Source organism: Psychrobacter sp. H26, assembly GCF_059073035.1.
The window spans coordinates 2,112,010-2,133,644 of record NZ_JCACRW010000001.1; the positions used below are offsets into that span (position 1 = coordinate 2,112,010).

The 21,635-nt window shown below is 44.2% G+C and carries 21 protein-coding genes; 10 read left to right on the top strand and 11 right to left on the bottom strand.

The window, feature by feature from the left end:
- Positions 1-16: 16 nt before the first annotated feature.
- The gene (locus tag AC5JPT_RS08775) at positions 17-592 is read left to right on the top strand and encodes a YchJ family protein (RefSeq protein ID WP_493857812.1); all 576 of its coding nucleotides are present in this window, start codon (positions 17-19) and stop codon (positions 590-592) included.
- Here the strand turns inward: AC5JPT_RS08775 and AC5JPT_RS08780 are convergent.
- From AC5JPT_RS08780 to AC5JPT_RS08800, 5 genes are all read right to left on the bottom strand, one after another.
- On the bottom strand, positions 589-1,020 hold the full coding sequence (locus AC5JPT_RS08780; RefSeq protein WP_443526762.1) for a hypothetical protein: 432 nt from the start codon (positions 1,018-1,020) through the stop codon (positions 589-591). The genes AC5JPT_RS08775 and AC5JPT_RS08780 overlap by 4 nt on opposite strands.
- A gap of 134 nt (positions 1,021-1,154) precedes the next feature.
- Complete coding sequence (locus tag AC5JPT_RS08785) at positions 1,155-2,075, bottom strand: class II glutamine amidotransferase (RefSeq protein WP_493857813.1); 921 nt, start codon at positions 2,073-2,075, stop codon at positions 1,155-1,157.
- On the bottom strand, positions 2,076-2,399 hold the full coding sequence (locus AC5JPT_RS08790) for a hypothetical protein (RefSeq protein WP_493857814.1): 324 nt from the start codon (positions 2,397-2,399) through the stop codon (positions 2,076-2,078).
- 75 nt (positions 2,400-2,474) lie between these two features.
- Positions 2,475-3,641 (bottom strand): homoserine kinase, encoded by a 1,167-nt coding sequence (locus AC5JPT_RS08795; RefSeq protein ID WP_493857815.1) that lies wholly within the window; start codon positions 3,639-3,641, stop codon positions 2,475-2,477.
- Positions 3,642-3,911: 270 nt separating this feature from the next.
- Positions 3,912-4,760: a class II glutamine amidotransferase gene (locus AC5JPT_RS08800; protein WP_493857816.1), complete on the bottom strand. Its 849-nt coding sequence runs from the start codon at positions 4,758-4,760 to the stop codon at positions 3,912-3,914.
- 97 nt (positions 4,761-4,857) lie between these two features.
- Here AC5JPT_RS08800 and hisF point away from each other — a divergent pair, with 97 nt between their 5' ends.
- The 9 genes from hisF to AC5JPT_RS08845 all read left to right on the top strand — a co-directional run bounded on the left by hisF (position 4,858) and on the right by AC5JPT_RS08845 (position 15,173).
- On the top strand, positions 4,858-5,640 hold the full coding sequence (gene hisF / locus AC5JPT_RS08805; RefSeq protein WP_347163512.1) for an imidazole glycerol phosphate synthase subunit HisF: 783 nt from the start codon (positions 4,858-4,860) through the stop codon (positions 5,638-5,640).
- 186 nt (positions 5,641-5,826) lie between these two features.
- The gene (gene ribH, locus AC5JPT_RS08810; RefSeq protein WP_319052082.1) at positions 5,827-6,345 is read left to right on the top strand and encodes a 6,7-dimethyl-8-ribityllumazine synthase; all 519 of its coding nucleotides are present in this window, start codon (positions 5,827-5,829) and stop codon (positions 6,343-6,345) included.
- 257 nt (positions 6,346-6,602) lie between these two features.
- The gene (gene nusB / locus AC5JPT_RS08815) at positions 6,603-7,445 is read left to right on the top strand and encodes a transcription antitermination factor NusB (RefSeq protein WP_493857817.1); all 843 of its coding nucleotides are present in this window, start codon (positions 6,603-6,605) and stop codon (positions 7,443-7,445) included.
- 2 nt (positions 7,446-7,447) lie between these two features.
- Complete coding sequence (gene thiL / locus AC5JPT_RS08820; RefSeq protein ID WP_493857818.1) at positions 7,448-8,488, top strand: thiamine-phosphate kinase; 1,041 nt, start codon at positions 7,448-7,450, stop codon at positions 8,486-8,488.
- Between the two features lie 3 nt (positions 8,489-8,491).
- Positions 8,492-9,097 carry a phosphatidylglycerophosphatase A family protein gene (locus tag AC5JPT_RS08825; protein ID WP_493857819.1) on the top strand — a complete coding sequence of 202 codons (606 nt, stop codon included), beginning with the start codon at positions 8,492-8,494 and terminating at the stop codon, positions 9,095-9,097.
- A gap of 169 nt (positions 9,098-9,266) precedes the next feature.
- Entirely contained in the window at positions 9,267-10,643 is a 1,377-nt protein-coding gene (gene glmU / locus AC5JPT_RS08830) for a bifunctional UDP-N-acetylglucosamine diphosphorylase/glucosamine-1-phosphate N-acetyltransferase GlmU (protein WP_493857820.1), read from the top strand.
- A gap of 196 nt (positions 10,644-10,839) precedes the next feature.
- The gene (gene glmS / locus AC5JPT_RS08835) at positions 10,840-12,684 is read left to right on the top strand and encodes a glutamine--fructose-6-phosphate transaminase (isomerizing) (RefSeq protein ID WP_493857821.1); all 1,845 of its coding nucleotides are present in this window, start codon (positions 10,840-10,842) and stop codon (positions 12,682-12,684) included.
- 200 nt (positions 12,685-12,884) lie between these two features.
- Complete coding sequence (truC, locus tag AC5JPT_RS08840) at positions 12,885-13,652, top strand: tRNA pseudouridine(65) synthase TruC (protein ID WP_493857822.1); 768 nt, start codon at positions 12,885-12,887, stop codon at positions 13,650-13,652.
- Between the two features lie 669 nt (positions 13,653-14,321).
- Positions 14,322-15,173: an SEL1-like repeat protein gene (locus tag AC5JPT_RS08845; RefSeq protein ID WP_493857823.1), complete on the top strand. Its 852-nt coding sequence runs from the start codon at positions 14,322-14,324 to the stop codon at positions 15,171-15,173.
- A 268-nt stretch (positions 15,174-15,441) separates the two neighbouring features.
- Here AC5JPT_RS08845 and AC5JPT_RS08850 read toward each other — a convergent pair whose 3' ends face one another.
- The 6 genes from AC5JPT_RS08850 to AC5JPT_RS08875 form a co-directional block, all read right to left on the bottom strand.
- Positions 15,442-16,257, bottom strand: a complete 816-nt coding sequence (locus AC5JPT_RS08850) for a sulfite exporter TauE/SafE family protein (protein WP_493857824.1) — start codon at positions 16,255-16,257, stop codon at positions 15,442-15,444.
- A gap of 38 nt (positions 16,258-16,295) precedes the next feature.
- Positions 16,296-16,820, bottom strand: a complete 525-nt coding sequence (locus tag AC5JPT_RS08855; RefSeq protein WP_493857825.1) for a flavin reductase — start codon at positions 16,818-16,820, stop codon at positions 16,296-16,298.
- Positions 16,821-16,859: 39 nt separating this feature from the next.
- Positions 16,860-17,888, bottom strand: coding sequence for a methionine synthase (locus AC5JPT_RS08860; RefSeq protein WP_493857826.1), 1,029 nt, complete (start codon positions 17,886-17,888; stop codon positions 16,860-16,862).
- 53 nt (positions 17,889-17,941) lie between these two features.
- A complete protein-coding gene (locus AC5JPT_RS08865) occupies positions 17,942-18,949 on the bottom strand; it encodes a DUF1852 domain-containing protein (RefSeq protein WP_493857827.1) in 1,008 nt (335 codons plus the stop codon).
- Between the two features lie 579 nt (positions 18,950-19,528).
- A complete protein-coding gene (gene ahr / locus AC5JPT_RS08870; protein WP_493857828.1) occupies positions 19,529-20,530 on the bottom strand; it encodes an NADPH-dependent aldehyde reductase Ahr in 1,002 nt (333 codons plus the stop codon).
- A 333-nt stretch (positions 20,531-20,863) separates the two neighbouring features.
- Positions 20,864-21,478: a YceI family protein gene (locus AC5JPT_RS08875; RefSeq protein ID WP_493857829.1), complete on the bottom strand. Its 615-nt coding sequence runs from the start codon at positions 21,476-21,478 to the stop codon at positions 20,864-20,866.
- Positions 21,479-21,635 lie beyond the last annotated feature (157 nt).

Genomic DNA, 21,635 nt, shown 5'->3' on the forward strand with positions numbered 1-21,635 from the left:
ATCATTAGAGTATGCTATGTCACTTTTTATACCATCTACTACCCAAACCTGCCCTTGCCAAATCAATCCGTTATCAGAGACAGACTCGCCGCTCTCCTATCAAGAGTGCTGCCAGCCTTATCATAATGCTTTTTATGATGACGAAGTAGGTGGTCTAAAAGCGGAGACAGCCGAGCGGCTTATGCGGTCGCGCTATAGTGCATTTGTACTCATCAAACCAGACTATATCGTTAAGACCACGCTACCTGCACAGCAGGCTTTGCTTGACGTCACATCGGTTGAGAGTTGGGCAAAAGAGACGGACTGGGCAGGCTTAGAGATTGTGAAGCATACGCCAAAGCTGGGCAAAAGACATGCGCAGGTTGAGTTTAAGGCGTATTTTAATACCAAAGATAATGCAAATGATTTAGGAGGAAAAATACAAGCGCATCATGAGTTATCTACCTTTGTGAAAACAAAAGACAAGTTTAGTAATGATGCGCGTTGGTACTTTTTAGACCCGACGGTTGCGATAACAGTGACGCAAAAGCAACCGTGTATTTGTGGTTCTGGAGAGAAATTTAAGCGGTGTTGTGGGGGATATTTGGGTTAGTTTTTTATTAGCTTGTTATGAAAATATATTTGCTTATTATCTTCATTGTCGTCTTTAAGCCATTCAGATACTTCAATCATTTCGCAATCTGGCGTAATTTTGTAATAGTTGTAGTAACTACTAGCATAAACATTTTCAGAGGGCACATAGCAAGTTATAGACTCAGTTTTGCAAAAAGATTGAAGTCTTTTCAAAAAAATATCAAGTGGAATCTTAATTCGGTAAATCTGTAATAGCATACAAGCATCACCTTCTATGAGACTTTTTACTCCGAGACATTCGCAAAGTTTTGGAAGTTGATTTCCTAAGGTTCCTATCTCTTGCAAGCTTAATACCGCAACCTTATTTTCTGGCAAGCTAAAAACTTTCTGTAGTAACAAACTAGCCTTTTCATCACTAATAGCTTGTTTTACAAAAAAATCAATCATTAAGATACCTGATACAGTATGAAGAGAATTAAATACTGCTTATATATACATTCTAAGTTATTAGAAGGTCTGAACTATTCGTCAAAAACATCAATGTACAAAGTAAACTATTCAAAATTGCCAAATATCATTCCCTAAACACTCGCCCCAACCTCCCGTGCAATCGCAATCCCTTCCTCAACCGTCAAAAACTTGCGCTGGCTTGGGCTATCTTTATAAATGACATCACCGTCTTGAAAGATTAAGCACTCATTGACCGCCAGCTGTTGCCATTTCTCATTTTCAGTGAGCGGCACGGTGACTAAGATCGTGACTTTGTCCGTGTCTGTGGTCACATCACCAAAGTTAATCGCCAGATCGTCGTCTGATAATTTCGCTTCACCAAATGGTGCTTTTCGTGTGAGATAAAACAACAGGCTGCCCGCATAAGCCAGTTGCCACTTGCCATTCGATATCAAGCAGTTGAATAGACCATTTGCAGACAGATAGCGACACTGTGTGGTCAAAAAATTAAACAACGTTTTGTCATCAGGACGGGTTTTGAAGCTACTCTTTAAACGATTAATGAGATAGCAAAAGATCATTTCAGAATCGGTACTACCCACTGGCTGACAATGCGCGGCATTACCGTTGTCTTGCAGGCGTTGGCAGCGTTTAATGAATTCGCTATTCATCTGTCCATTATGCGCAAACACCCACTGCTCGCCCCATACTTCACGGACAAACGGATGCGTATTTGCCAAGCAGTTCTGCCCTTGGGTCGCTTTACGAATATGAGCGATGACATTCATGGCTTTGATTGGGTAGTTGTTCACCAAGTCAGCCACTGGTGACAGGTGGCTCGGTCTATTGTCATGAAATAGACGCAGGCCTGTTGAGTCATTTACTGTGTCATCGCTAGTGTTATCATTATTGCTGCATTCACTACGTTCAAAAAAAGCAATACCAAAGCCGTCTTCATGACTGTCTGTCATTCCGCCGCGTTTGCGAAAACCTGCAAAACTAAAGCCAATATCCGTCGGGGTATTGCAGTTCATTCCTAAGAGTTGACACATTTATAGTTCACCATTTTTATAGTCTTGTTTGCCATGATTGTGCTCGGTTTCTGGCGTGATACCGAGCTCAGCATCGCTCATATTGGCGAGCAGATCAGCCCTAGCACTACTGTCTGTATCGATACCCTCTAGGATACGCTGGGCTGCTGCTAGATCTTTATGCTCTACCCAAAGCACAATACCAGAGTTCATGCCAGGGATAGCACTTAGCGGCTGTAGAGACACCGTGATGCCATTATTGCGTAGCAGGTTGGCATGCAGCTCGCCCTGCATATTGGTATCAAAACGTGCCAGTTTGTGCCAGTTATCAACTTGATCGGTCATGGGGTCGTCTCCAAAGTGCTACTAGGATATCTACTGCTAGCATATTTGTTACTAAGGTAAATAGATAAGCAATGTTTAGAATACTTGATCTAGTGTATATTCTTTGACTGCAAACTCACTACTATTAGCTAATTTTTCGTGTGCTTGCTCGGCTTGTGCCATACTACTAAATACACCAGCAATGTGATTGTTCTGTGTGTTCGATAATACAAACACTGCCTTCTGCGCTTTTTCGACATGTGCCCAATGATAGGCGGCTAAACGCTTCATCAAGTCAGGATTTTTGACCATGATGTTGTCACCCGTACGACCTTCTGTACGGTTGTAATGAATCACATTTAGTCGCAGTAACCAGAATATCACTGCTGCTTTTGCTAGCATAACAGGTAGTGCACGTTTCTCATCAGTATTTAGTGGGCGTATCGATTCATAACCTTGTAAGAATGCCGCCATTTTATTGCGATCAAAGTTCACAGACTCGCCCTGCTCAGCGACGCCCCACGTGGTACAAAAATCATTGATAGTGATAGCAATATCCATCACATAGTGCTCGACACTGACTTCAGTGAAATCTAACAGACCCGTCAGACGCGCCTCCCCTTTTTGTAGATTCCATAATGTGTTGTCAGCAAACATATCTAAATGACATAAGCCGTTTGGCAATGTAGTCAGCGGTAGATCGCGATAAGACTGCCAAATATCGCTCATCAATTTGGCTTCGTCACCTGGCATGAACTGCATTTCGCGGTCACGTACATCCGCCCATGGGTATAAGGGTACGCCATATTGCTCGCTTGGCTGTAGTGCTTGCAGCGTCTCATGCAGCATGGCTAACGCCGCTCCGATATCGTGACACATCGCTTGCGTGGTTTGCTCTGGATGCGATCCTGATAGGCATGGCACTAGGGTAATCGCTTTGTCTTCATAATGGATGACATAACGTTTATCGTCACCATCCGTTTGAGCGCTATTCGATTCAATAACTGCCAATGGCGCGGCAACAGGTAGTTTGCCATCTAACTGGTTTAGGATGATTGCCATTTTTTCGATATCAGCAGGTGGACGCTCTTCAAACAAGGTAAATACATAAGAGTATGTACCCTCTACATCATCAGTCGTTTGAATAAACCAGTTTGAGTTTTTGATACCTTGAGTGATTGGAATCGCACGGGCGAACGACACACCAAAGCTTTGGCAAAAGGCGGCAAACTGATCATCGGTTAACTGGGTATAGACGGACATGACATCTCACTTATGACGGTTAAATGGTAAAAGTAGTACGTGAAATAATAAATTCAATTTGAGTAATAATAAATGTGGTGACAGTCAATAATAATGACCATTACGTCGCCGACAAGCAATTTTTAAATATTGTTAGGATATTTTGTCAACCAGCTGCGCTCTGAGACGTAGCTGATACTGTTATTGATAAAGTAGCCACTTAGCAAAATAGCAGCTCAGAAGGCAGCTACTTAATAAATCAGCTGACACATAGGCTAGCTAATATATAGGCTAGGCATTTTTTGCAATCTTTAAACCCTTTTCAATCGACAAATAAACAGGGGACTTAGGGACATCTTGATAAACCATATGACCTTCTGCAAAAATAATGCACTCATCAACGGCCAGCTGTTGCCAGTTTTCATCACTAGTAAGCGGGGTGGTAGCGAGCACCGTCATGACATCGTCTGTCTCGTTGACGGTCTCAAAGTCCATCGTTACATCCACATCAATGAGAGCCGCTGAGCCAAATGGAGTTTGACGAGTCACATGAAACAATAACGTATTGGCATAGCCGAGCATCCACTCACCATTGGACATCACGCAATTGAACAGTCCATAATTTGCCAAAAAACGGCATTGCACGGTTAAAAACTCATACAGTGTCCGCGCATCGGGCTTATACTCAAATTGGTCTTTTAGTTGATTGAGTAAATAACAAAACGCAAACTCCGAATCGGTGTCCCCTACTGGGCAATAGTGATGTGATTTGCCTTGCTTGATAGGGTCACTATCGGACGCCTCTTTAATGGTCATTTTACCGTTATGAGAAAACACCCAAGCCTCGCCCCAAATCTCACGCGTAAAAGGATGAGCATTACTGAGTAACTGATCACCTGATTTGCGTATATGGACAATAGTATTGTCAGCTTTTACTCGAGTTTGACTGACCAACTCAGCAAGTGGGGAGTCCATCGCTGCGCGATTATCGCAGTACAAACGCAGTCCCGTCGGCTCAAAATAAGCAATACCAAAACCGTCAACATGATCATCTGTAAGCCCGCCGCGAGCCCGAAAACCAGCAAAAGAGAAACCGATATCAGCAGGATTTTTACTGTTCATGCCGAGCAGTTGACACATAAGCACCCTTTGCATTTGTTTTGTAAAATAGTTACGCGTATCATAGCATTTTATGTGATGTATCTTTGTATTCTTGCGCGAATTAATAGGCGGTTTTATGCTAGCGAAACGTATTATTCCCTGTCTTGACGTAGATAATGGCCGTGTGGTCAAAGGGGTTCAGTTTGTCGATATCAAAGACGCTGGCGACCCTGTCGAAGTCGCCCGACGCTACAACGAACAAGGCGCTGATGAGATTACCTTTTTGGACATCACCGCGACCAATGACGAGCGCGATACCACGTATCATACCGTTGAGCGCATGGCAGAAACGGTATTTGTGCCACTCACCGTCGGCGGCGGCGTGCGAAAAATCGCTGATATTCGCAATTTGCTCAATGCAGGTGCGGACAAAGTCGCAATCAACTCAGCAGCAGTATTCACCCCTGAGTTCGTTGGTGAAGCTGCCCAAAAATTTGGTAATCAATGTATCGTCGTTGCCATCGATGCCAAACGCGTCGCTGATATCAACGTCGATGGTATTACCGTGCCGCGTTGGGAGATTTTTACCCATGGTGGTCGTAAGCCAACCGGTATTGATGCCGTTGCTTGGGCGAGCAAAATGGCCGAGCTGGGCGCTGGTGAATTGCTAGTCACTTCGATGGACGGTGATGGCACCAAAAAAGGCTATGATTTGGCACTCATGCAGCAGATCACCAGCCGCGTCAATGTACCTGTTATTGCTTCAGGTGGCGTCGGCAACCTACAGCACTTGGCAGAAGGCGTGCTAGAAGGTGGCGTCGATGCGGTACTTGCCGCCAGTATTTTTCACTTCGGTGAGTACACCGTGTTGGAGGCCAAAGAATACATGGCAGCGCAAGGTATACAGATGCGTCTATAGCACGTTCGTAAAATACAAATAAAACCCAAAAAAATGCTATCATAGTGCTAACCATTTATTTTCGTTCAATTAACTATGACAACGCCAAAATAATAGGCGACCGAGTTGATTGAACGTATTTGTATATTTAGCTATTTATTTACGTCTATATCTCAATTGAACGCTTTATTAAGCAAAGGATTTTTTATGTCGAACTTACAACAGCAGCGCAGCGATGTGACCCATATCGATGGTAACTTGCATCAAAATGCTGACGCTCGCATTGGCATCGTCGTTGGTCGCTTTAATGGTTTTGTCGTCGAGTCACTAGTTGATGGCGCAATCGACGCCCTACTCCGTCATGGTGTATTGGGTAGCAACATTACCGTTGTCCGTGTTCCTGGTGCATTTGAGTTACCGCTTGTTGCCCAGCGAGCCGCTGAATCAGATCGCTTTGACGCGATTGTGGCACTGGGTGCAATCATCCGTGGCAGCACGCCGCACTTTGATATTGTGGCCAGCGAGTCGGCCAAAGGTCTGAGCGCTGTGGCAATGGATTATAATATCCCTGTTGCCAACGGTATCATCACAACGGATAGCATCGAGCAAGCTATTGAGCGCTCTGGTACTAAAGCAGGCAATAAAGGCTCTGAAGCTGCGATGGTTGTGCTAGAAATGATTGCTGTTTTGTCACAGCTCGATATTGATGATATCGATGAAGCTTAAGCTTTGAAGCTAGAACGTACTGTTTTGACTGGTGCTGCTATTTGGTAATAGCAGCACCTTATAGCACGACGCCAGCTATCAACACACTGGCTATTTTTTGAATTTTCGCCGTATTTCTATACTCTTTATAAAATTGAATAAGCAAAGTAAGTACATATGCGTTCTGATAGTATTCTATCTCAACACACTTGAATCAATGCTTTGCTGATTTGGTTTTTGACTGGGTATCATCTCAAAAATTTAGGTACAGACCCCCTATGACTGACCAACTCAAGCGCGCTATCAGCGCTGCGAAAACCGCACAAGCCAATGAAGCTGAAGCTACCCGTATAGCGAGCAGTAGTGCAGGTGATCAAACCTTCGATATGAGTGAGTCTTCTTACAAGACCAGTCACACTGCTATCCGTAAAGCACGCCGCTTTGCGATGCAAGGACTATACGAGTGGCTCGTCACCGACCGCCGCTTTGATGTGGATGGCAAGCTTGGCTGGAAAGACAATGCTCCGCATGACATCGCTGCACGTACGCGTGCCACCAACGCCATGCATACTGTACATATCGGTTACTATCACGAAATGATGCGTGATATTCCAGAGCAAATTGAAGCGCTAGACGCCCTTATCAGTCAACATCTCGATCGTGAGATTGATAAGTTAGATACCGTTGAGCACGCTATTTTGCTGATTGGTGCCTATGAGCTGCAAAACCGTATGGAAATTCCTTACAAAGTTGTGCTTGATGAAGCGATGAAGCTTAACAATCACTTTGGCGCGACTGATGCTCATAAGTTGATTAATGCAGTACTGGACAAAATGGCTGTTGAAGTGCGCGCGCTTGAAGTGCAAGCAGATACCAAAGCTAACCTACGTACCTCACAAAAAGCAGCATCTAAGCAAGCTGAAACAGTGCTAGCAGACGATGTCGAATCAGCTACTCAAACTACAAACGCTGTCGATGAGGCACCAACCGCTTCAAACAAGCCGCGTATCAGTGCTAACAAGGCCAACATCAAGCGCAGTAGTGCCAGTAAAGCCAGTGCCAATATCAGTGAATTTAAAGCAAATAAGAAAGCCACTGACGACACAAAAAGCAAAGACTAACCATGAACGAGTTTGAGCTGATTGAGCGTATATTTTTGCAAATGCAAGCTGACTATTTACCGTCAGATGCTATCAAAAAGGGTATCGAAAAAGGTATCGGTGATGATGCGGCGGTCATGGCGGTACCAGCAGGGTCACGCTTGGTCAGTTGTATCGATACGCTGGTTCAAGGTCGCCATTTCCATGCTGATTTTGAGCAAGTAAATAAGCTTGCGTTTGAAATTGGCTACAAAGCCGTCGCAGTCAATGTTTCAGATATTGCAGCAATGGGTGCCACCCCGCACAGTATCTTACTGGCATTGGCCTTGCCTGAGCAATTGGCAAACAGCGACTGGCTCACTGTATTTGCCAAAGGTTTATTTCATGCCTGTCAACTGTTTGGGGTCACGCTAATTGGCGGTGATACTACACGCAGCGAACAATTGGTGATCAGTGTGAGTGCGCAAGGGTTACTTGCCGCAGATACACCTGCCGTCTATCGCTCGGGGGCGCAGGTCGGTGACAAGGTCTATGTCTCAGGGACGCTTGGTGATGCTGCCTATGCATTAAAGTACCCTCACAACCCCCAAGGCATAGAGCTGGCACATCGCTTGCACATGCCGACGCCTCGTATTGCTTTAGGTGCGGCACTGGCAAGCGCGGGCGCAACGGCGATGATCGATATCTCTGACGGTCTATATCAAGATCTTGGGCATATCTGTCAGCAGAGCGGTGTGAGTATGCAGCTTAACCTTGAGCAACTGCCTACTAGCGACTCGTTACGTTCAGTAGACTTATCTGAGCGCTTGTTGTGTCAACTGACAGGTGGAGATGATTATGAGCTGGCTTTTACTTTGCCTGCGCATATTGAGCCACCAGCTGGCAACACATCTATCACCTGTATCGGAACAGTGATTGCGCTAACAGAATCAGCAGTAAATAAAAGCACATCTACAGCGTTACATCCTGAACTGTTCTATAACCATCAGTCAGTGACGCCTACCCAACCTGCACCATTCTCTATATGGCCCAATATGACTGGCTACCAACACTTCACAGGCTAATCTATGACTGATCATTACCTATCTAAGCCTGATATCCGTAAAGCAAATGACTGCCCACCACTGCCAGCAGGTGCCAGTATGCTTGATGCTATCGTTTATTGGCTTGGGTTAGGCTTAGGTAGCGGCCTACCCCGCCGGGCCCCTGGTACGTGGGGCACTGTTGGTGGTCTGATTGTGGGCGTACCGCTCATGGCCTTGGGGTTTGTCCCTTTTTTAATATTAACTATTCTATCTTGTATTGTTGGTATCTGGATATGTGGACGGACGTCTGAGTTAATGCAGGTACATGATGATCCACATATTGTGTGGGATGAATGGTCTGGTATGTGGATTACCTTGCTACCCCTATCCTATATTTTGTCCTATGTATTTCCTCCTTCTGTAGATGCCTTATCGATGATGATGTTGCCGACCTTTTGGGGCTGGTTACCGGCAGCTTTTATTCTATTTCGTGTGTTTGATATTTTAAAGCCACCACCGATTGGCTGGGCAGACAAAAAAGTTGCTGGCGGTCTTGGGGTGATGTTAGATGACATCATTGCAGGAATCATGGCGGCCGTTATTTGGCTGATTATGTATACCGTTGCAGTCATGTTTTTTGCTTTGTAATAGCAGTCTGTAGGAATATCTAAGATAGTTCTAGTGTATTTACTGGTTTGATTTCGCTGAATTAAGCGAGGCATATTCGAGTTACAAAGCCTGCACGTCATATTTTATTTTCGAAACGGATTTTGCGTTATAATCCAATATTATATTTTGTTACATTTGTAGGGTTATTATGACATCTCCTCTTTCTGTGATTATTTTAGCGGCCGGTAAAGGCACACGTATGCAGTCTGCAAAACCAAAGGTATTGCAGACACTGGCTGGTAAATCATTGTTGGGTCACGTACTAGACACTTGCCATCAGCTCACTGTCGATGAAACGATTATCGTCCATGGGTTTGGTGGTGAGCAAGTGAAGTCGGAAATCACCAATCAATATACACAGTCATCGATCACTTGGGTTGCTCAAACTGAGCAATTAGGTACTGGTCATGCCGTCAAAGTGACACTGTCTGCTCTGCCACAATCAGGGCAAAGCCTTGTTTTGTATGGTGATGTACCATTGGTAAGCTGTCAGACGTTGGCAGCCCTGAAAGCTGCCAATACTGACGGTATGTCTATGTTAACCCTTACTGTCGATAATCCGTTTGGACTCGGTCGTATCAAGCGTGATCAAGCAGGTAATATTGAAGCTATCATTGAGCAAAAAGATGCCAGTGCCAATGAGCAAAGCATCAAAGAAATCAACAGCGGTATCTACTGCGTAGACAATGCGCTATTGCACAAATATTTACCTGAACTCTCTAACGATAACGCCCAAAAAGAATATTATTTGACTGATATTGTCAAAATGGCAGTCGCTGATGGTATTACTATTGCGGCGATTGAGCCTGAGCATACGTTTGAGATTGAAGGCGTGAACAATCGCCAACAACTTGCCAGCCTAGAACGCACGTGGCAGCGCAAGTTAGTCGCTGATTTACAAGAAGCAGGTGTGCAGTTTGCTGATCCTACCCGTGTTGATATTCGTGGGTCTTTAACCGCTGGTCAAGATGTGTTTGTAGATGTTGGCGTGGTATTTGAGGGTAATTGCGTTTTAGGTAATAACGTCTATATCGAAGCTGGCTGTGTGATTAAACATGCCACTATCGGTAATGCCTGCCATATCAAACCTTACTGCGTGATCGATCACGCTGATATTGGTGCTGGTGTCGATGTAGGGCCTTTTGCCCATCTGCGTCCTGAGACGGTATTGTCTGATAATAGTAAAATCGGTAACTTTGTAGAAATTAAGAAATCGACCGTTGGTTACGGCAGTAAAGTAAACCATTTGAGTTACGTGGGTGACGCGACTGTTGGTACAGGCGTCAATATTGGTGCTGGTGTCATTACCTGTAATTATGATGGTGCTAATAAATCGCAGACCATTATCCAAGACAACGCTTTTATCGGTTCCAATGCTAGCTTGGTTGCGCCTGTCACGATTGGTGATACTGCGACCGTGGCGGCAGGTTCTGTGGTTACAAAAGATGTTGATAATAATGCCTTGGCATTTGGCCGTGCGCGTCAAGTGCAAAAAAACGACTTTCAGCGTCCGACCAAGAAGTAACCGGCTCGTTGCCAGCGTGATTAATGACCGTTACTCTTGAGCAACCCTAAGCAGTACTTCAATCGTTGTGGTACTGCTTCATCATATGTATAAACTGATGCGCTAATTGATGACCAGAGTGATGAATCAGTGGCTAGTCTTTTTATCTTGTACCATCCTATATTGAACTACTAAAAATTGAATTTAAGGAATAGCCATGTGTGGAATTGTAGGCGCAGTTGCTGAGAGAAATATTGCCAATATCTTACTTGAAGGCTTGAAGCGTTTAGAGTATAGAGGCTACGATTCAGCTGGTCTGACGGTTATTCGTGATGGTGAGCTACACCGCGAACGTCAAGTAGGTAAAGTAAAAGCGCTAGTCGATGCTGTCGCCGTCAATCCAGAGTTCTTTGATGGCTATATCGGTATTGCTCATACACGCTGGGCCACCCACGGTGAGCCAGCACAGCGCAATGCACACCCACATGTATCAGGTAAAATTGCTGTTGTACATAACGGCATCGTCGAAAACTATGCTGAGCTAAAAGAAGAGCTGCTGGCTAAGGGCTATGAGTTTACCTCGCAGACAGATACTGAAGTGGTGGCGCATTTAGTCCATGATATTTATAAACAAACGCCTGACTTATTAGAAGCTGTCCGTACTATCATCCCATTACTGCATGGTGCCTTTGCTTTGGGTATCGTACATGTAGATTGCCCAGATGAGCTTATCACGGTGCGTCTAGGCTCACCGTTGGTGATTGGCGTCGGTATTGGCGAGAATTTTATCGCCTCAGACCAGCTGGCTCTACTGCCAGTGACCAATCGCTTTATGTATCTAGAAGAAGGTGATATTGCTAGATTGACTCGCAGTGGCATTCAGGTTTATGCAGATGGTGTTGAAGTCCAACGTCAAGTACATGAAATTGATGCCACTCAGCACAACGCAGATAAAGGTGAGTTCAAGCACTATATGCTCAAAGAAATCTATGAGCAGCCGGATGCTGTCGGTCGTACTATTGAGATGGCCTTAGATAATGGCGAAACCACTAAACTACGCGATGATTTTTTGCAGCGTCATGAGACAAAGCTATCAGGTATCCGTAATGTCCAAGTCATCGCTTGTGGTACCAGTTATCATGCTGGTATGGTCGCAAAGTACTGGTTCGAGAGCCTTATTCGTATCCCTTGTTCAGTCGAAGTGGCAAGCGAGTTCCGTTACCGTAACCCTGTCGTCGTCGATAATACTCTGGTTATCTGTATCTCTCAGTCGGGTGAAACGGCTGATACCTTATCTGCACTACGCGATATCCAAAAGCAAGCACCTGTAGGCTTAGTTAGCTTAGCGCTGTGCAACGTACCGACCTCATCACTGGTACGCGAGACAGATATATTCCTGCAGACACTAGCAGGTCCTGAAATTGGCGTTGCCTCAACCAAAGCATTTACTACACAGCTGGTCGCACTGATGCTACTAATACTTAAAGTGGGTGCTACTCAGCAACGTATGACCGATGAGCACTTGAATACCCTACTTGGAGAGCTACAGAAGTTGCCGGGACAACTACACGCCAGTCTAAGTCTAGATGGTCCTATCCAAGCCATGAGCGAGCATTTTGAAGATAAGAAGAGCTGTCTGTTTTTGGGACGTGGTCTACAGTTCCCAATTGCTTTAGAGGGCGCGTTGAAACTAAAAGAGATCTCTTATATTCATGCCGAAGGCTATGCAGCAGGTGAGCTCAAGCACGGACCATTGGCACTGGTAGACAAAGACATGCCAATCGTCGTATTGGCACCCAAAGACAGTATGTTTGATAAATTAAAAGCTAACATGCAAGAAGTGCATGCGCGTCATGGTGAGCTATTCGTCTTTGCTAGTGAAGCCAGTCAAATGGTAGCAGAGGACAGACTGCATTTGGTAAATGTGCCTGACGTTTGCGAGGCCCTAGCCCCTATCGTCTACAGTGTACCCGTACAGTTGCTGTCGTACCATGTAGCAGTGATGCGTGGCACTGATGTCGATCAACCACGCAATTTGGCCAAGTCAGTGACGGTTGAGTAGTATAACCTATTGATTTTTAATTTATTATTACTTAATAGTCACCTATTATACTGAAGAATTACCAACCATTCTATGATGCATCACTAAATCCTTCGCCATCTACTACTGACAAGATGACGAAGGGTTTTTTTTGAATAACGAAATAAGAAACTATGCATCATTCATATGACTATAGTTTCTACTATATAGGTACTGAACGCATGGATACTGAGAGTGAAAGCACTAACCAAATAGACATTATCTATGAAGATGAGCACCTAGTGGCAATTAACAAAGAAGCAGGGCTGCTAGTACATCGCAGCTGGCTGAATAAAGGCGAAACACGCTTTGCCATGCAGCTGACCCGTGATGCGGTCGGTTGCCATGTGTTTCCGGTGCATCGTTTAGACAAACCGACTTCGGGCGTGCTGTTGTTTGCCAAAAGCTCAGCCGTAGCGCGCACCTTGACCGAGGCGTTTACTGAACGCAAGGTTACCAAGCAATATATAGCCGTGGTGCGCGGCTTTATGCCAGAGCACGGTACGATTGATTATGCGCTCAGCTTTAAGCCTGATGCCATCGCTGATAAATTCGCCAACTTAGACAAACCTGCTCAAGAGGCAGTGACTCACTGGCAAAGCTTGGCACAAATTGAGCTACCGTTTGCAGTGTCAAAAAAGCATCCCACCAGCCGCTATAGCCTTGTACACTTAACACCTGAGACGGGGCGTAAGCATCAGCTGCGTCGGCATATGAGACATATATTTCATCATATCGTGGGTGATACCAGCCACGGTGATATACGGCACACACGATTTTTTCGTACTCACTATGACTGTACGCGCATGCTGCTACATGCTCAGACGTTGGCGCTCCGTCATCCCGTCACTGGTGAGCCATTACTCCTAAAAGCAGGCTTGGACGATCAATGGACGCGTATCTTAGAAGCGTTTTCTTGGGTAGAGAGTCTTGAATATCAGATGCATTAAGATTTTTTGGTGCTGTTGCTTCATATAAGTAACGACCCCGATACTACTCGTAAAAGCTCAATGCGCTAACAATTACTCATTAATACGAGCGTTTTACTCTGACAGAATATATTATTTCTCTAAACCATACTTTCTTTTAAGACTCTGATTGATGACTAAAAGGTCGAACAAAAGACCAGATTATTTAATTCAGTCTTTGAGCGGTTACTAGCGCAAATTTTCCAATAAAATGGTAGGTATTTAGCTAATTAGAGCTTGTAAACTTACTTGTGTTATATCTACTCTAATAGAGTGACATATTGGGCAGATCATAATATTCTCTGTAAGGCAATTATATGCAAAACATAACGAAACCCCTGCTTTGTCAACAGTCCGAGTAGTTTGAATCTCTCAATTATCTATTCCAATAGATATATTTTACTTTTAATGTTTGTTAACATGGGCCGCGATTTCTAAAATAGCGGTCATAGATCGTATATTAAGAAAACTACTGGTAGTAACTAAATCTCGGACAAACAACATGATGATCCACTAAAGGTAATTGCTTTATTTAGCATCTTTCTTTCTAATATCAACAATATTACTATTAAAGAATGGACAATGGTTTTTAAGTACCTAAAAAAGCTTTTCTTTTATAATAGAAGAAAAAGATCTTATCTTGGTGAAAGCTTGACTATAGCTGCCAAGTCTTATCAAAAGGCAGCTGAGCAGGGTCATGCTATTTCTCAGTATCATCTTGGTTCATTTTACAAAGAAGGTAAAGGTGTTCGTCAAGATTTAGCTACCGCTATCAATTGGTACCAAAAGGCCGCTGATCAGGGTCATGCTATTTCTCAGTATCATCTTGGTTTGCTCTATCAAAAGGGCAAAGGTGTTCGTCAAGATTTGGCTACCGCTATCAATTGGTACCAAAAGGCCGCTGATCAGGGTCATGCTATTTCTCAGTATCATCTTGGTTTGCTCTACCAAGAGGGCAAAGGCGTTCGTCAAGATTTGGCTACCGCTATCAATTGGTACCAAAAGGCCGCTGAACAAGGTCATGCTATTTCCCAGTATCATCTTGGTTTGCTCTATCAAGAGGGCAAAGGCGTTCGTCAAGATTTGGCTACCGCTATCAATTGGTACCAAAAGGCCGCTGAACAAGGTCATGCTATTTCCCAGTATCATCTTGGTTTGCTCTATCAAAAGGGCAAAGGCGTTCGTCAAGATTTAGCTACTGCTATCAGTTGGTATCAAAAGTCAGCTGAGCAAGGATATGTCACTGCCCAGTATCATCTCGGTTCACTTTACCAAGAGGGCAAAGGTGTTCATCAAGACTTGGCTACCGCTATCAATTGGTACCAAAAGTCAGCTGAGCAAGGATATGTCACTGCCCAGTACCATCTTGGTTTACTTTACCAAGATGGTACTGGTGTGCGTCAAGATAAGTTTCAAGCAAAAGAATGGTTTGGTAGGGCTTGTGATAGTGGTAATCAAAATGGGTGCGACATGTATCGCCTATTAAATGAAGCAGGTTACTGATCTTGTTCATTTGATATAAAAACCTCTCGATATAGGTTATACGTATAAACAAAATATCAAAAAGTGCCGATCAGTTAAAAACCTGATCACTTAGATTATTAGAATTAATCTATGATTCTGTTGCAAGCATATCCTAGCCAATTAACTCTCTCCCCTCCAACATATATGTAGATTACCTAAAAAAGCTCACTAAACTATACATGGCTCGCAGCATTAGGCACTATCCTTGTTCATAAGCTTTATCCTTTAGATACACCACTCCAAACCCTCAAAACAATCCTTTATACAGAAAGTAAAACCCTACAACAGTCAGCAGCACTGCAAAGCATTTTTTTAGTAGCGCTGGTGACAAGATATGCGCGACTTTTGCGCCCAGCTTGGCGGTAAAAAAGCTCATGATACTGATACCCAAAAAGGCATAGATATGCACAAAGCCAATCGCATTAGGTACATTGATATTGGCCTGCATCCCAAAAATAATAAAACCAAGCGCGCCTGCGATAGCGATTGGTAGACCGCAGGCAGCGGACGTGCCTACCGCTTTTTGCATCACCACACCGTAACGTGTGAGATAGGGCACCGTTAAACTGCCACCGCCAATACCAAAAATAGCGGAGGCAATACCAATACCCGCGCCTGCTGCCAGTTGCTTCGGTTTTGATGGCAACGCGGCATCGGTATGCTGGGCGCTGTTGTTTGTTTTCTTTTTGCCGCCTATAAACATCTTATAGGCAACCCACAGCAAAAACACACCTACAATCAGCTGAAGGTACAATCCTGATATCTGCCCTGCAATCCCTGCCCCCAAAAAGCAGCCGATGGCTAAACCTGGGGTTAGGTTTTTAAAGACCGGCCACATGACCCCGCCCTTTTTGTTGTGCGCCATGAGCGAGCTGATAGAGGTGACAATGATAGTGGCAAGCGAGGTGCCCAGCGCCAGATGCATTACATTATCAGGACTGTAGTCTATTTGAGTAAAAACGATAAACAACAGCGGTACGATGATGGTGCCGCCGCCCACGCCGAACAGCCCCGCCGCAAAGCCTGCTAAGGCCCCAATGATTAAAAATATGATAAGTTCCACAGAATCGTTACTTTTGGTTAGAGGATAGAAGGGTACGGTTAAGCTATGTCTATTTGACGGACTTGACCGACTGGATGATAGCGACGGTTGAAATAGACCAGACTCTCGCCTGACCCATCTCCGCCCTCAGCATGTCTGTCAGTTTGGCTAATAGCGACGACGCGGCACATAAAGACGCTATGCGTACCCACCGCTTGTACTTGCTCAATCTCGCAATCGAAGCTGACCAGCGCATCGTCTAATGCAGGCGCACCTGTCGCCAAGGTATGCCATGCGCCATGGGTGAAGCGCTCATCTGACTCAAGCTTTGAGGCAAAGACATTAGATAGATGCTCATGCTGCGAGCCGAGCACGTTGACGCTCAAGACGTTATTATCCACAAAATGCGTGTGCGAGCGCGAGGATTGGTTCATACAGACCAGCAAGGTCGGTGGATTATCAGTAACACTGCACACCGCTGAAGCAGTGAACCCGTGTATGCCTGCCACGCCTGCGGTGGTGACCACGTTGACTGCCGTCGTCAGCAGTGACATGGCGTCTCTAAAATTGCTTGCTTCATTCATCACTGAACCCTCAACTTTCAATAATCGCTTGTCGTACGCTTAGCCTGCCAGCTCTTGGCGAATGATGTCAGTACCTGCGCTCAGCGCTTGCAGCTTACCTTTTGCCACTTGGCGCGATAGTGGTGCCATGCCGCAGTTGGTTGAAGGATAGAGCTTGTCGGCATCGACAAATTGTAGCGCTTTACGTAAGGTATCCGCGACCGCTTCGGGCGTTTCAATGTCGTTGGTCGCCACATCAATCGCGCCAACCATGACCTTTTTACCACGAATCAGTTCAATCAAGTCCATCGGTACGCGCGAATTTTGGCATTCCAAAGAAACGATATCGATTTTAGACTGCTGCAATTTGGGAAAGGCTTTTTCGTACTGACGCCACTCTGAGCCGAGCGTTTTTTTCCAATCGTTATTGGCTTTGATGCCATAGCCGTAGCAGATGTGTACCGCCGTTTCACACTTTAGTCCTTCAATTGCACGCTCAAGCGTGGCAATGCCCCAATCGTTGACGTCATCGAAGAACACATTAAACGCAGGTTCATCGAACTGAATGATATCCACGCCCGCCGCTTCTAATTCTTTGGCTTCTTGATTGAGGATGGTGGCAAATTCCCACGCCAGCTTTTCGCGGCTCTTATAATGACTGTCGTACAACGTATCAATCATGGTCATCGGCCCAGGCAATGCCCATTTGATCGGCTTGTCAGTGTGCTGACGTAAAAACTTGGCATCATCAACGAACACAGACTTTTGGCGGCTCACGCCGCTCACAACCGTTGGCACACTGGCATCATAGCGATTGCGGATACGCACGGTCTCGCGCTGATTAAAATCCACGCCGTCTAAATGCTCAATAAAGGTGGTGACAAAGTGCTGACGGGTTTGCTCGCCATCACTGACGATATCAGTCCCTGCCTGTACCTGCTCTTGTAGCGACACCAATAGCGCATCTTGCTTGGCTTGGATTAAATCCTCACCGTCCAGCTGCCATGGTGACCAAATTTTTTCAGGTTCCGCCAGCCAAGTGGGTTTGGGTAAGCTGCCAGCAGTTGAGGTTGGTAGTAATACTGTCATATTGCTTCTTCTTTTATATTGGTCTTTTATTAGTTTTTTCATGACATGATCAATTAGGCAGCATGCTTTTTAGGCAGTACCTCTTTCACAGAGTAACTGGCCGCCCATGTCTCAAGAATATCCTGATAAGGCTTGATAAAATGTGTTTCGGTGAACTTGCCTTGGGTCACTGCCATTTGGCTACGCTCTGCACGATCATATACGATCTGGGTCAATGAATAATCTTGGTAATTCAAGCTTGGCTGATAGACTTCCCCAGCGCTTGAGTTGGCATTATAAATCTCAGGACGATAGATCTTTTGAAAGGTCTCCATGGTACTGATCGCGCTGATGAGCTCAAGATCGGTATAGTCGCTGAGTAAGTCACCTGCAAAATAAAACGCTAACGGTGCGACGCTACCTTCAGGCTTAAAATATCGCACAACTAAGCCCATTTTGTGAAAATAGTCGTCGGTGAGCGAGTATTCATCTTGCTTGTACTCGGCACCCAATACCGGATGTTGATTGTTGGTACGATGATAGGTTTTGCTTGTCGACACACTCAGGCAAATCACAGGCTGCTTATCGAAATTGGCTTTATAGGCATCTGAGTTCAATAGGTACTGAAACAGCTTGCCATGCAAGTCACCAAAGTGCTCTGGTGGCGGTGACGTTGGATGTTTATCGAAATGATCTAATAGCACGACGCTAAAATCATAATCGCGCACATATGATGAAAAGCTATTACCAATCATACCGTTGATGCGTTTGTTTTCTTTGTGGTCAATAATCGTTGTTTTGAGTGTTTCAATGACAGGAAAAGCATCGCCATTGCCTTCGATATCCATATCTACAGAGACGATATCAATCTCAACAGAATAACGATCTGCTGTAGGATTGTCCCAATGCGCAAGGGTATTAAAACGATTGTTAATCATCGTCAACGTTTTGCGTAGGTTATCCTCGCGCTGCTCTCCGCGTGCTAAGTTAGCAAAATTTGTCGTCAGTCGTGTATTGTCAGCAGGATGATAGTTTTCATCAAAACGAATGCTTTTAATTGAACAGCTAAACTCTTTACTCATAATGATTCACCACTTTCATATTTAAAATAGAACAAAATATCGTTATGGGTGAATCATACTCAAAACTTTACATGAATAAAAACGATACTATTTTAATACAAGATGAATTTTATTCATCTTTCACATAGATCTGGAATTAGGTATAGATTGATAAGAGCATTTTTGACTATTGCTATAAAAAATCTAAGTCTGCAAAAAACTGAGAAGTGATGGCGGCGATCGACAAATGGGATAGAAAGGATAGAGAACGATGTCTGATTAGAAATTGTGGACGAGTGATACCGTACTGTGATCCAAAGATTTTAAAGAAGGTAGAACTGTCACAAGTGAAAAATCAAAACGATATGATATATTCAAGACTCTAAATCAGTACCTAAACATGACTAATTTCTCGCAAGGTAAACTACATAAGATAGTAAAGTAATCTTAGCAGTCTTATTTTACCTATAGCCATTTTTTGATAGCATCAAGCAATGCTACGAGTACAAGACAAAAAAATAGTAGCGATACGTCATCTATTAAATGACCTATCGCTACTATGTTTAGAGCTCTCTATCTTTAGAGTAATGTCCTTAGAAGCTATTCTCTTTCCAATACCACTCTATAGCGAGCATTGCCGCTTTCTAGGCGCTCAAATGCTTCGTTGATTTCAGACATCTTATAAGTTTCAGTCACTGGCTGGATATTGTGTCGCGCAGCAAAATCTAACATTTTACGTAGGGTTGATGGCGAGCCGACTGGTGAGCCTGATAGGCTTTTTTGCGCCATAATCATCGGTGCCGCTGATATCTCTAGCGGTGCTTCTAATATGCCAACAAAGTGTAGTTTACCTTTTGGCTTCAAGGTCTGGACGACAAGATCCCAGTTCATATCGACGTTCACCGTTGAGATGATTAAATCAAAAGAACCCGCTACTTTTTCGATTTCGCTGTCTTCTCTTGAATTCAGCGAATGATGAGCGCCCATCTCTTTTGCTTCTTCTAGTTTCGACTCACTGGTGAACGCGGTCACTTCACAGCCCCACGCATTGGCAAACTGTAACGCAAGATGACCCAAGCCACCAATACCGATCACGGCTACTCTTGAGGTTGGTGTGATGTCGTACTCTACAAGTGGGTTAAATACGGTAACACCGCCGCATAATAGTGGTCCCACTGCATTAAAATCTAGGCCTTCAGGAACCTTTATGACACTGGTATCTTTTGCGCGCACTTTGTCTGCAAAGCCGCCATGGTTACCAATAATCGTACCTTCTTGCTCAGGGCATAAGTTATGATCGCCACCGATACATAGATCGCAGACGTTGCAGTACCCTTTATGCCAACCAAGTCCGACTTTGTCGCCTAGTTCCAGATGCTTGACATGTTTGCCTTTATTGAGGACTTTGCCTGCAACTTCATGACCACCGACGAACGGGTACTCGGTCATGCCCCACTCGTTTTGCCACATTGACAGATCACTGTGGCAGATGCCGCAGCTGTGTACTTCGATTTCTACTTCGTGATCACCTAGAGCACCTGGATCATACTCATAAGGTTCAAATTTGCCACCTTTCTCTTTTGCTGCATATGCATTAATCATCGTTATTCCTTATTTTTAGTCATTGTGAGAGTTAGATTTTTAATCATTGTGATTGTTAATTTATAGTTCTATTAGCAATTGGGACATCGAATGCATTGTTGAGGTTATTTTTTGCCAAGGGATCAACATTACCAAGATATTTACTGAGATATCTGTTGATTCGATATAGAAAATATTTTGGATACAAACGTTTTGAATATAAATAAAAGCGTCTTCAATAAATCCAATTGAGCAGACTATAGCAAAGACTGACGCTATCACACCATCACCTTTAACAAATTAGGACCAACCTCATACACAGTCACATACTTAAAGGACTGATCACAGCTACTACTATCGCTTTGCGGCTTCAATTTGGATATTCAGCTGCACTTCGCTGGTGATACCTAATAGCGTATATTTACTAATACCCCATTTGGTTCGATCGATGGTTGTGGTGAAATCGCCACCGCAGACTGGCTTTTTGAGTATCGGGTTCAGATAACAATTGAACTTAGTCGCTGTTAATGTAACAGGGTTAGTCTTGCCATGTAGCGTCAACATCCCATCGATTTTACTGACATTTGAGCCACTATCATCGGTCGAAAAGTACCATTTATTAGACTCAAATTGCGCTAATGGAAACTGCTTAACATCAAAAAAATCTGCGCTTTTGAGTGCAATATCAAACCCTTTATCTCCTGTATTTAAGCTGTTCAGAGGAATAACCAACGAGATATCACCAGTTTTGGCAGCGGCGTTGTAGGCTAGCTGTCCAGTTAGATTGTAGAACCCACCTGTGTTGGTCGAGGTATTAAAGTGGTCAATAGCAAAACGTACATTGGTATGTGTAGGGTCAATATCATAAATCACTGCATGGCTGCTAGTGAGACCCAACACACCTATACATACAGCTGGTAGAAGCTTGCGAGTGGGCAGCATGATTGCCGCAAGAGACATTCGATTCATAATAACATTCCTTTGTGATCGTAAATGATAGGGCAATCGTGTCATTTATATTCTTTGCCATCAGGCCCTTATGTATATTGCGCTCTTATATAATGACAACAAGCCCATACTTAATCAATAAGTATGGGCTTGTGTATTTTGGGTATGACGTTATTGC

What these genes read in the sequence shown, in the direction of transcription:
- AC5JPT_RS08775 (WP_493857812.1), top strand. Translation starts at nt 17, where the DNA reads ATGTCACTTTTTATACCATCTACTACCCAAACCTGCCCTTGCCAAATC.
- AC5JPT_RS08780 (WP_443526762.1), bottom strand. Translation starts at nt 1,020, where the DNA reads ATGATTGATTTTTTTGTAAAACAAGCTATTAGTGATGAAAAGGCTAGT.
- AC5JPT_RS08785 (WP_493857813.1), bottom strand. Translation starts at nt 2,075, where the DNA reads ATGTGTCAACTCTTAGGAATGAACTGCAATACCCCGACGGATATTGGC.
- AC5JPT_RS08790 (WP_493857814.1), bottom strand. Translation starts at nt 2,399, where the DNA reads ATGACCGATCAAGTTGATAACTGGCACAAACTGGCACGTTTTGATACC.
- AC5JPT_RS08795 (WP_493857815.1), bottom strand. Translation starts at nt 3,641, where the DNA reads ATGTCCGTCTATACCCAGTTAACCGATGATCAGTTTGCCGCCTTTTGC.
- AC5JPT_RS08800 (WP_493857816.1), bottom strand. Translation starts at nt 4,760, where the DNA reads ATGTGTCAACTGCTCGGCATGAACAGTAAAAATCCTGCTGATATCGGT.
- hisF (WP_347163512.1), top strand. Translation starts at nt 4,858, where the DNA reads ATGCTAGCGAAACGTATTATTCCCTGTCTTGACGTAGATAATGGCCGT.
- ribH (WP_319052082.1), top strand. Translation starts at nt 5,827, where the DNA reads ATGTCGAACTTACAACAGCAGCGCAGCGATGTGACCCATATCGATGGT.
- nusB (WP_493857817.1), top strand. Translation starts at nt 6,603, where the DNA reads ATGACTGACCAACTCAAGCGCGCTATCAGCGCTGCGAAAACCGCACAA.
- thiL (WP_493857818.1), top strand. Translation starts at nt 7,448, where the DNA reads ATGAACGAGTTTGAGCTGATTGAGCGTATATTTTTGCAAATGCAAGCT.
- AC5JPT_RS08825 (WP_493857819.1), top strand. Translation starts at nt 8,492, where the DNA reads ATGACTGATCATTACCTATCTAAGCCTGATATCCGTAAAGCAAATGAC.
- glmU (WP_493857820.1), top strand. Translation starts at nt 9,267, where the DNA reads ATGACATCTCCTCTTTCTGTGATTATTTTAGCGGCCGGTAAAGGCACA.
- glmS (WP_493857821.1), top strand. Translation starts at nt 10,840, where the DNA reads ATGTGTGGAATTGTAGGCGCAGTTGCTGAGAGAAATATTGCCAATATC.
- truC (WP_493857822.1), top strand. Translation starts at nt 12,885, where the DNA reads ATGGATACTGAGAGTGAAAGCACTAACCAAATAGACATTATCTATGAA.
- AC5JPT_RS08855 (WP_493857825.1), bottom strand. Translation starts at nt 16,820, where the DNA reads ATGAATGAAGCAAGCAATTTTAGAGACGCCATGTCACTGCTGACGACG.
- AC5JPT_RS08860 (WP_493857826.1), bottom strand. Translation starts at nt 17,888, where the DNA reads ATGACAGTATTACTACCAACCTCAACTGCTGGCAGCTTACCCAAACCC.
- AC5JPT_RS08865 (WP_493857827.1), bottom strand. Translation starts at nt 18,949, where the DNA reads ATGAGTAAAGAGTTTAGCTGTTCAATTAAAAGCATTCGTTTTGATGAA.
- ahr (WP_493857828.1), bottom strand. Translation starts at nt 20,530, where the DNA reads ATGATTAATGCATATGCAGCAAAAGAGAAAGGTGGCAAATTTGAACCT.
- AC5JPT_RS08875 (WP_493857829.1), bottom strand. Translation starts at nt 21,478, where the DNA reads ATGAATCGAATGTCTCTTGCGGCAATCATGCTGCCCACTCGCAAGCTT.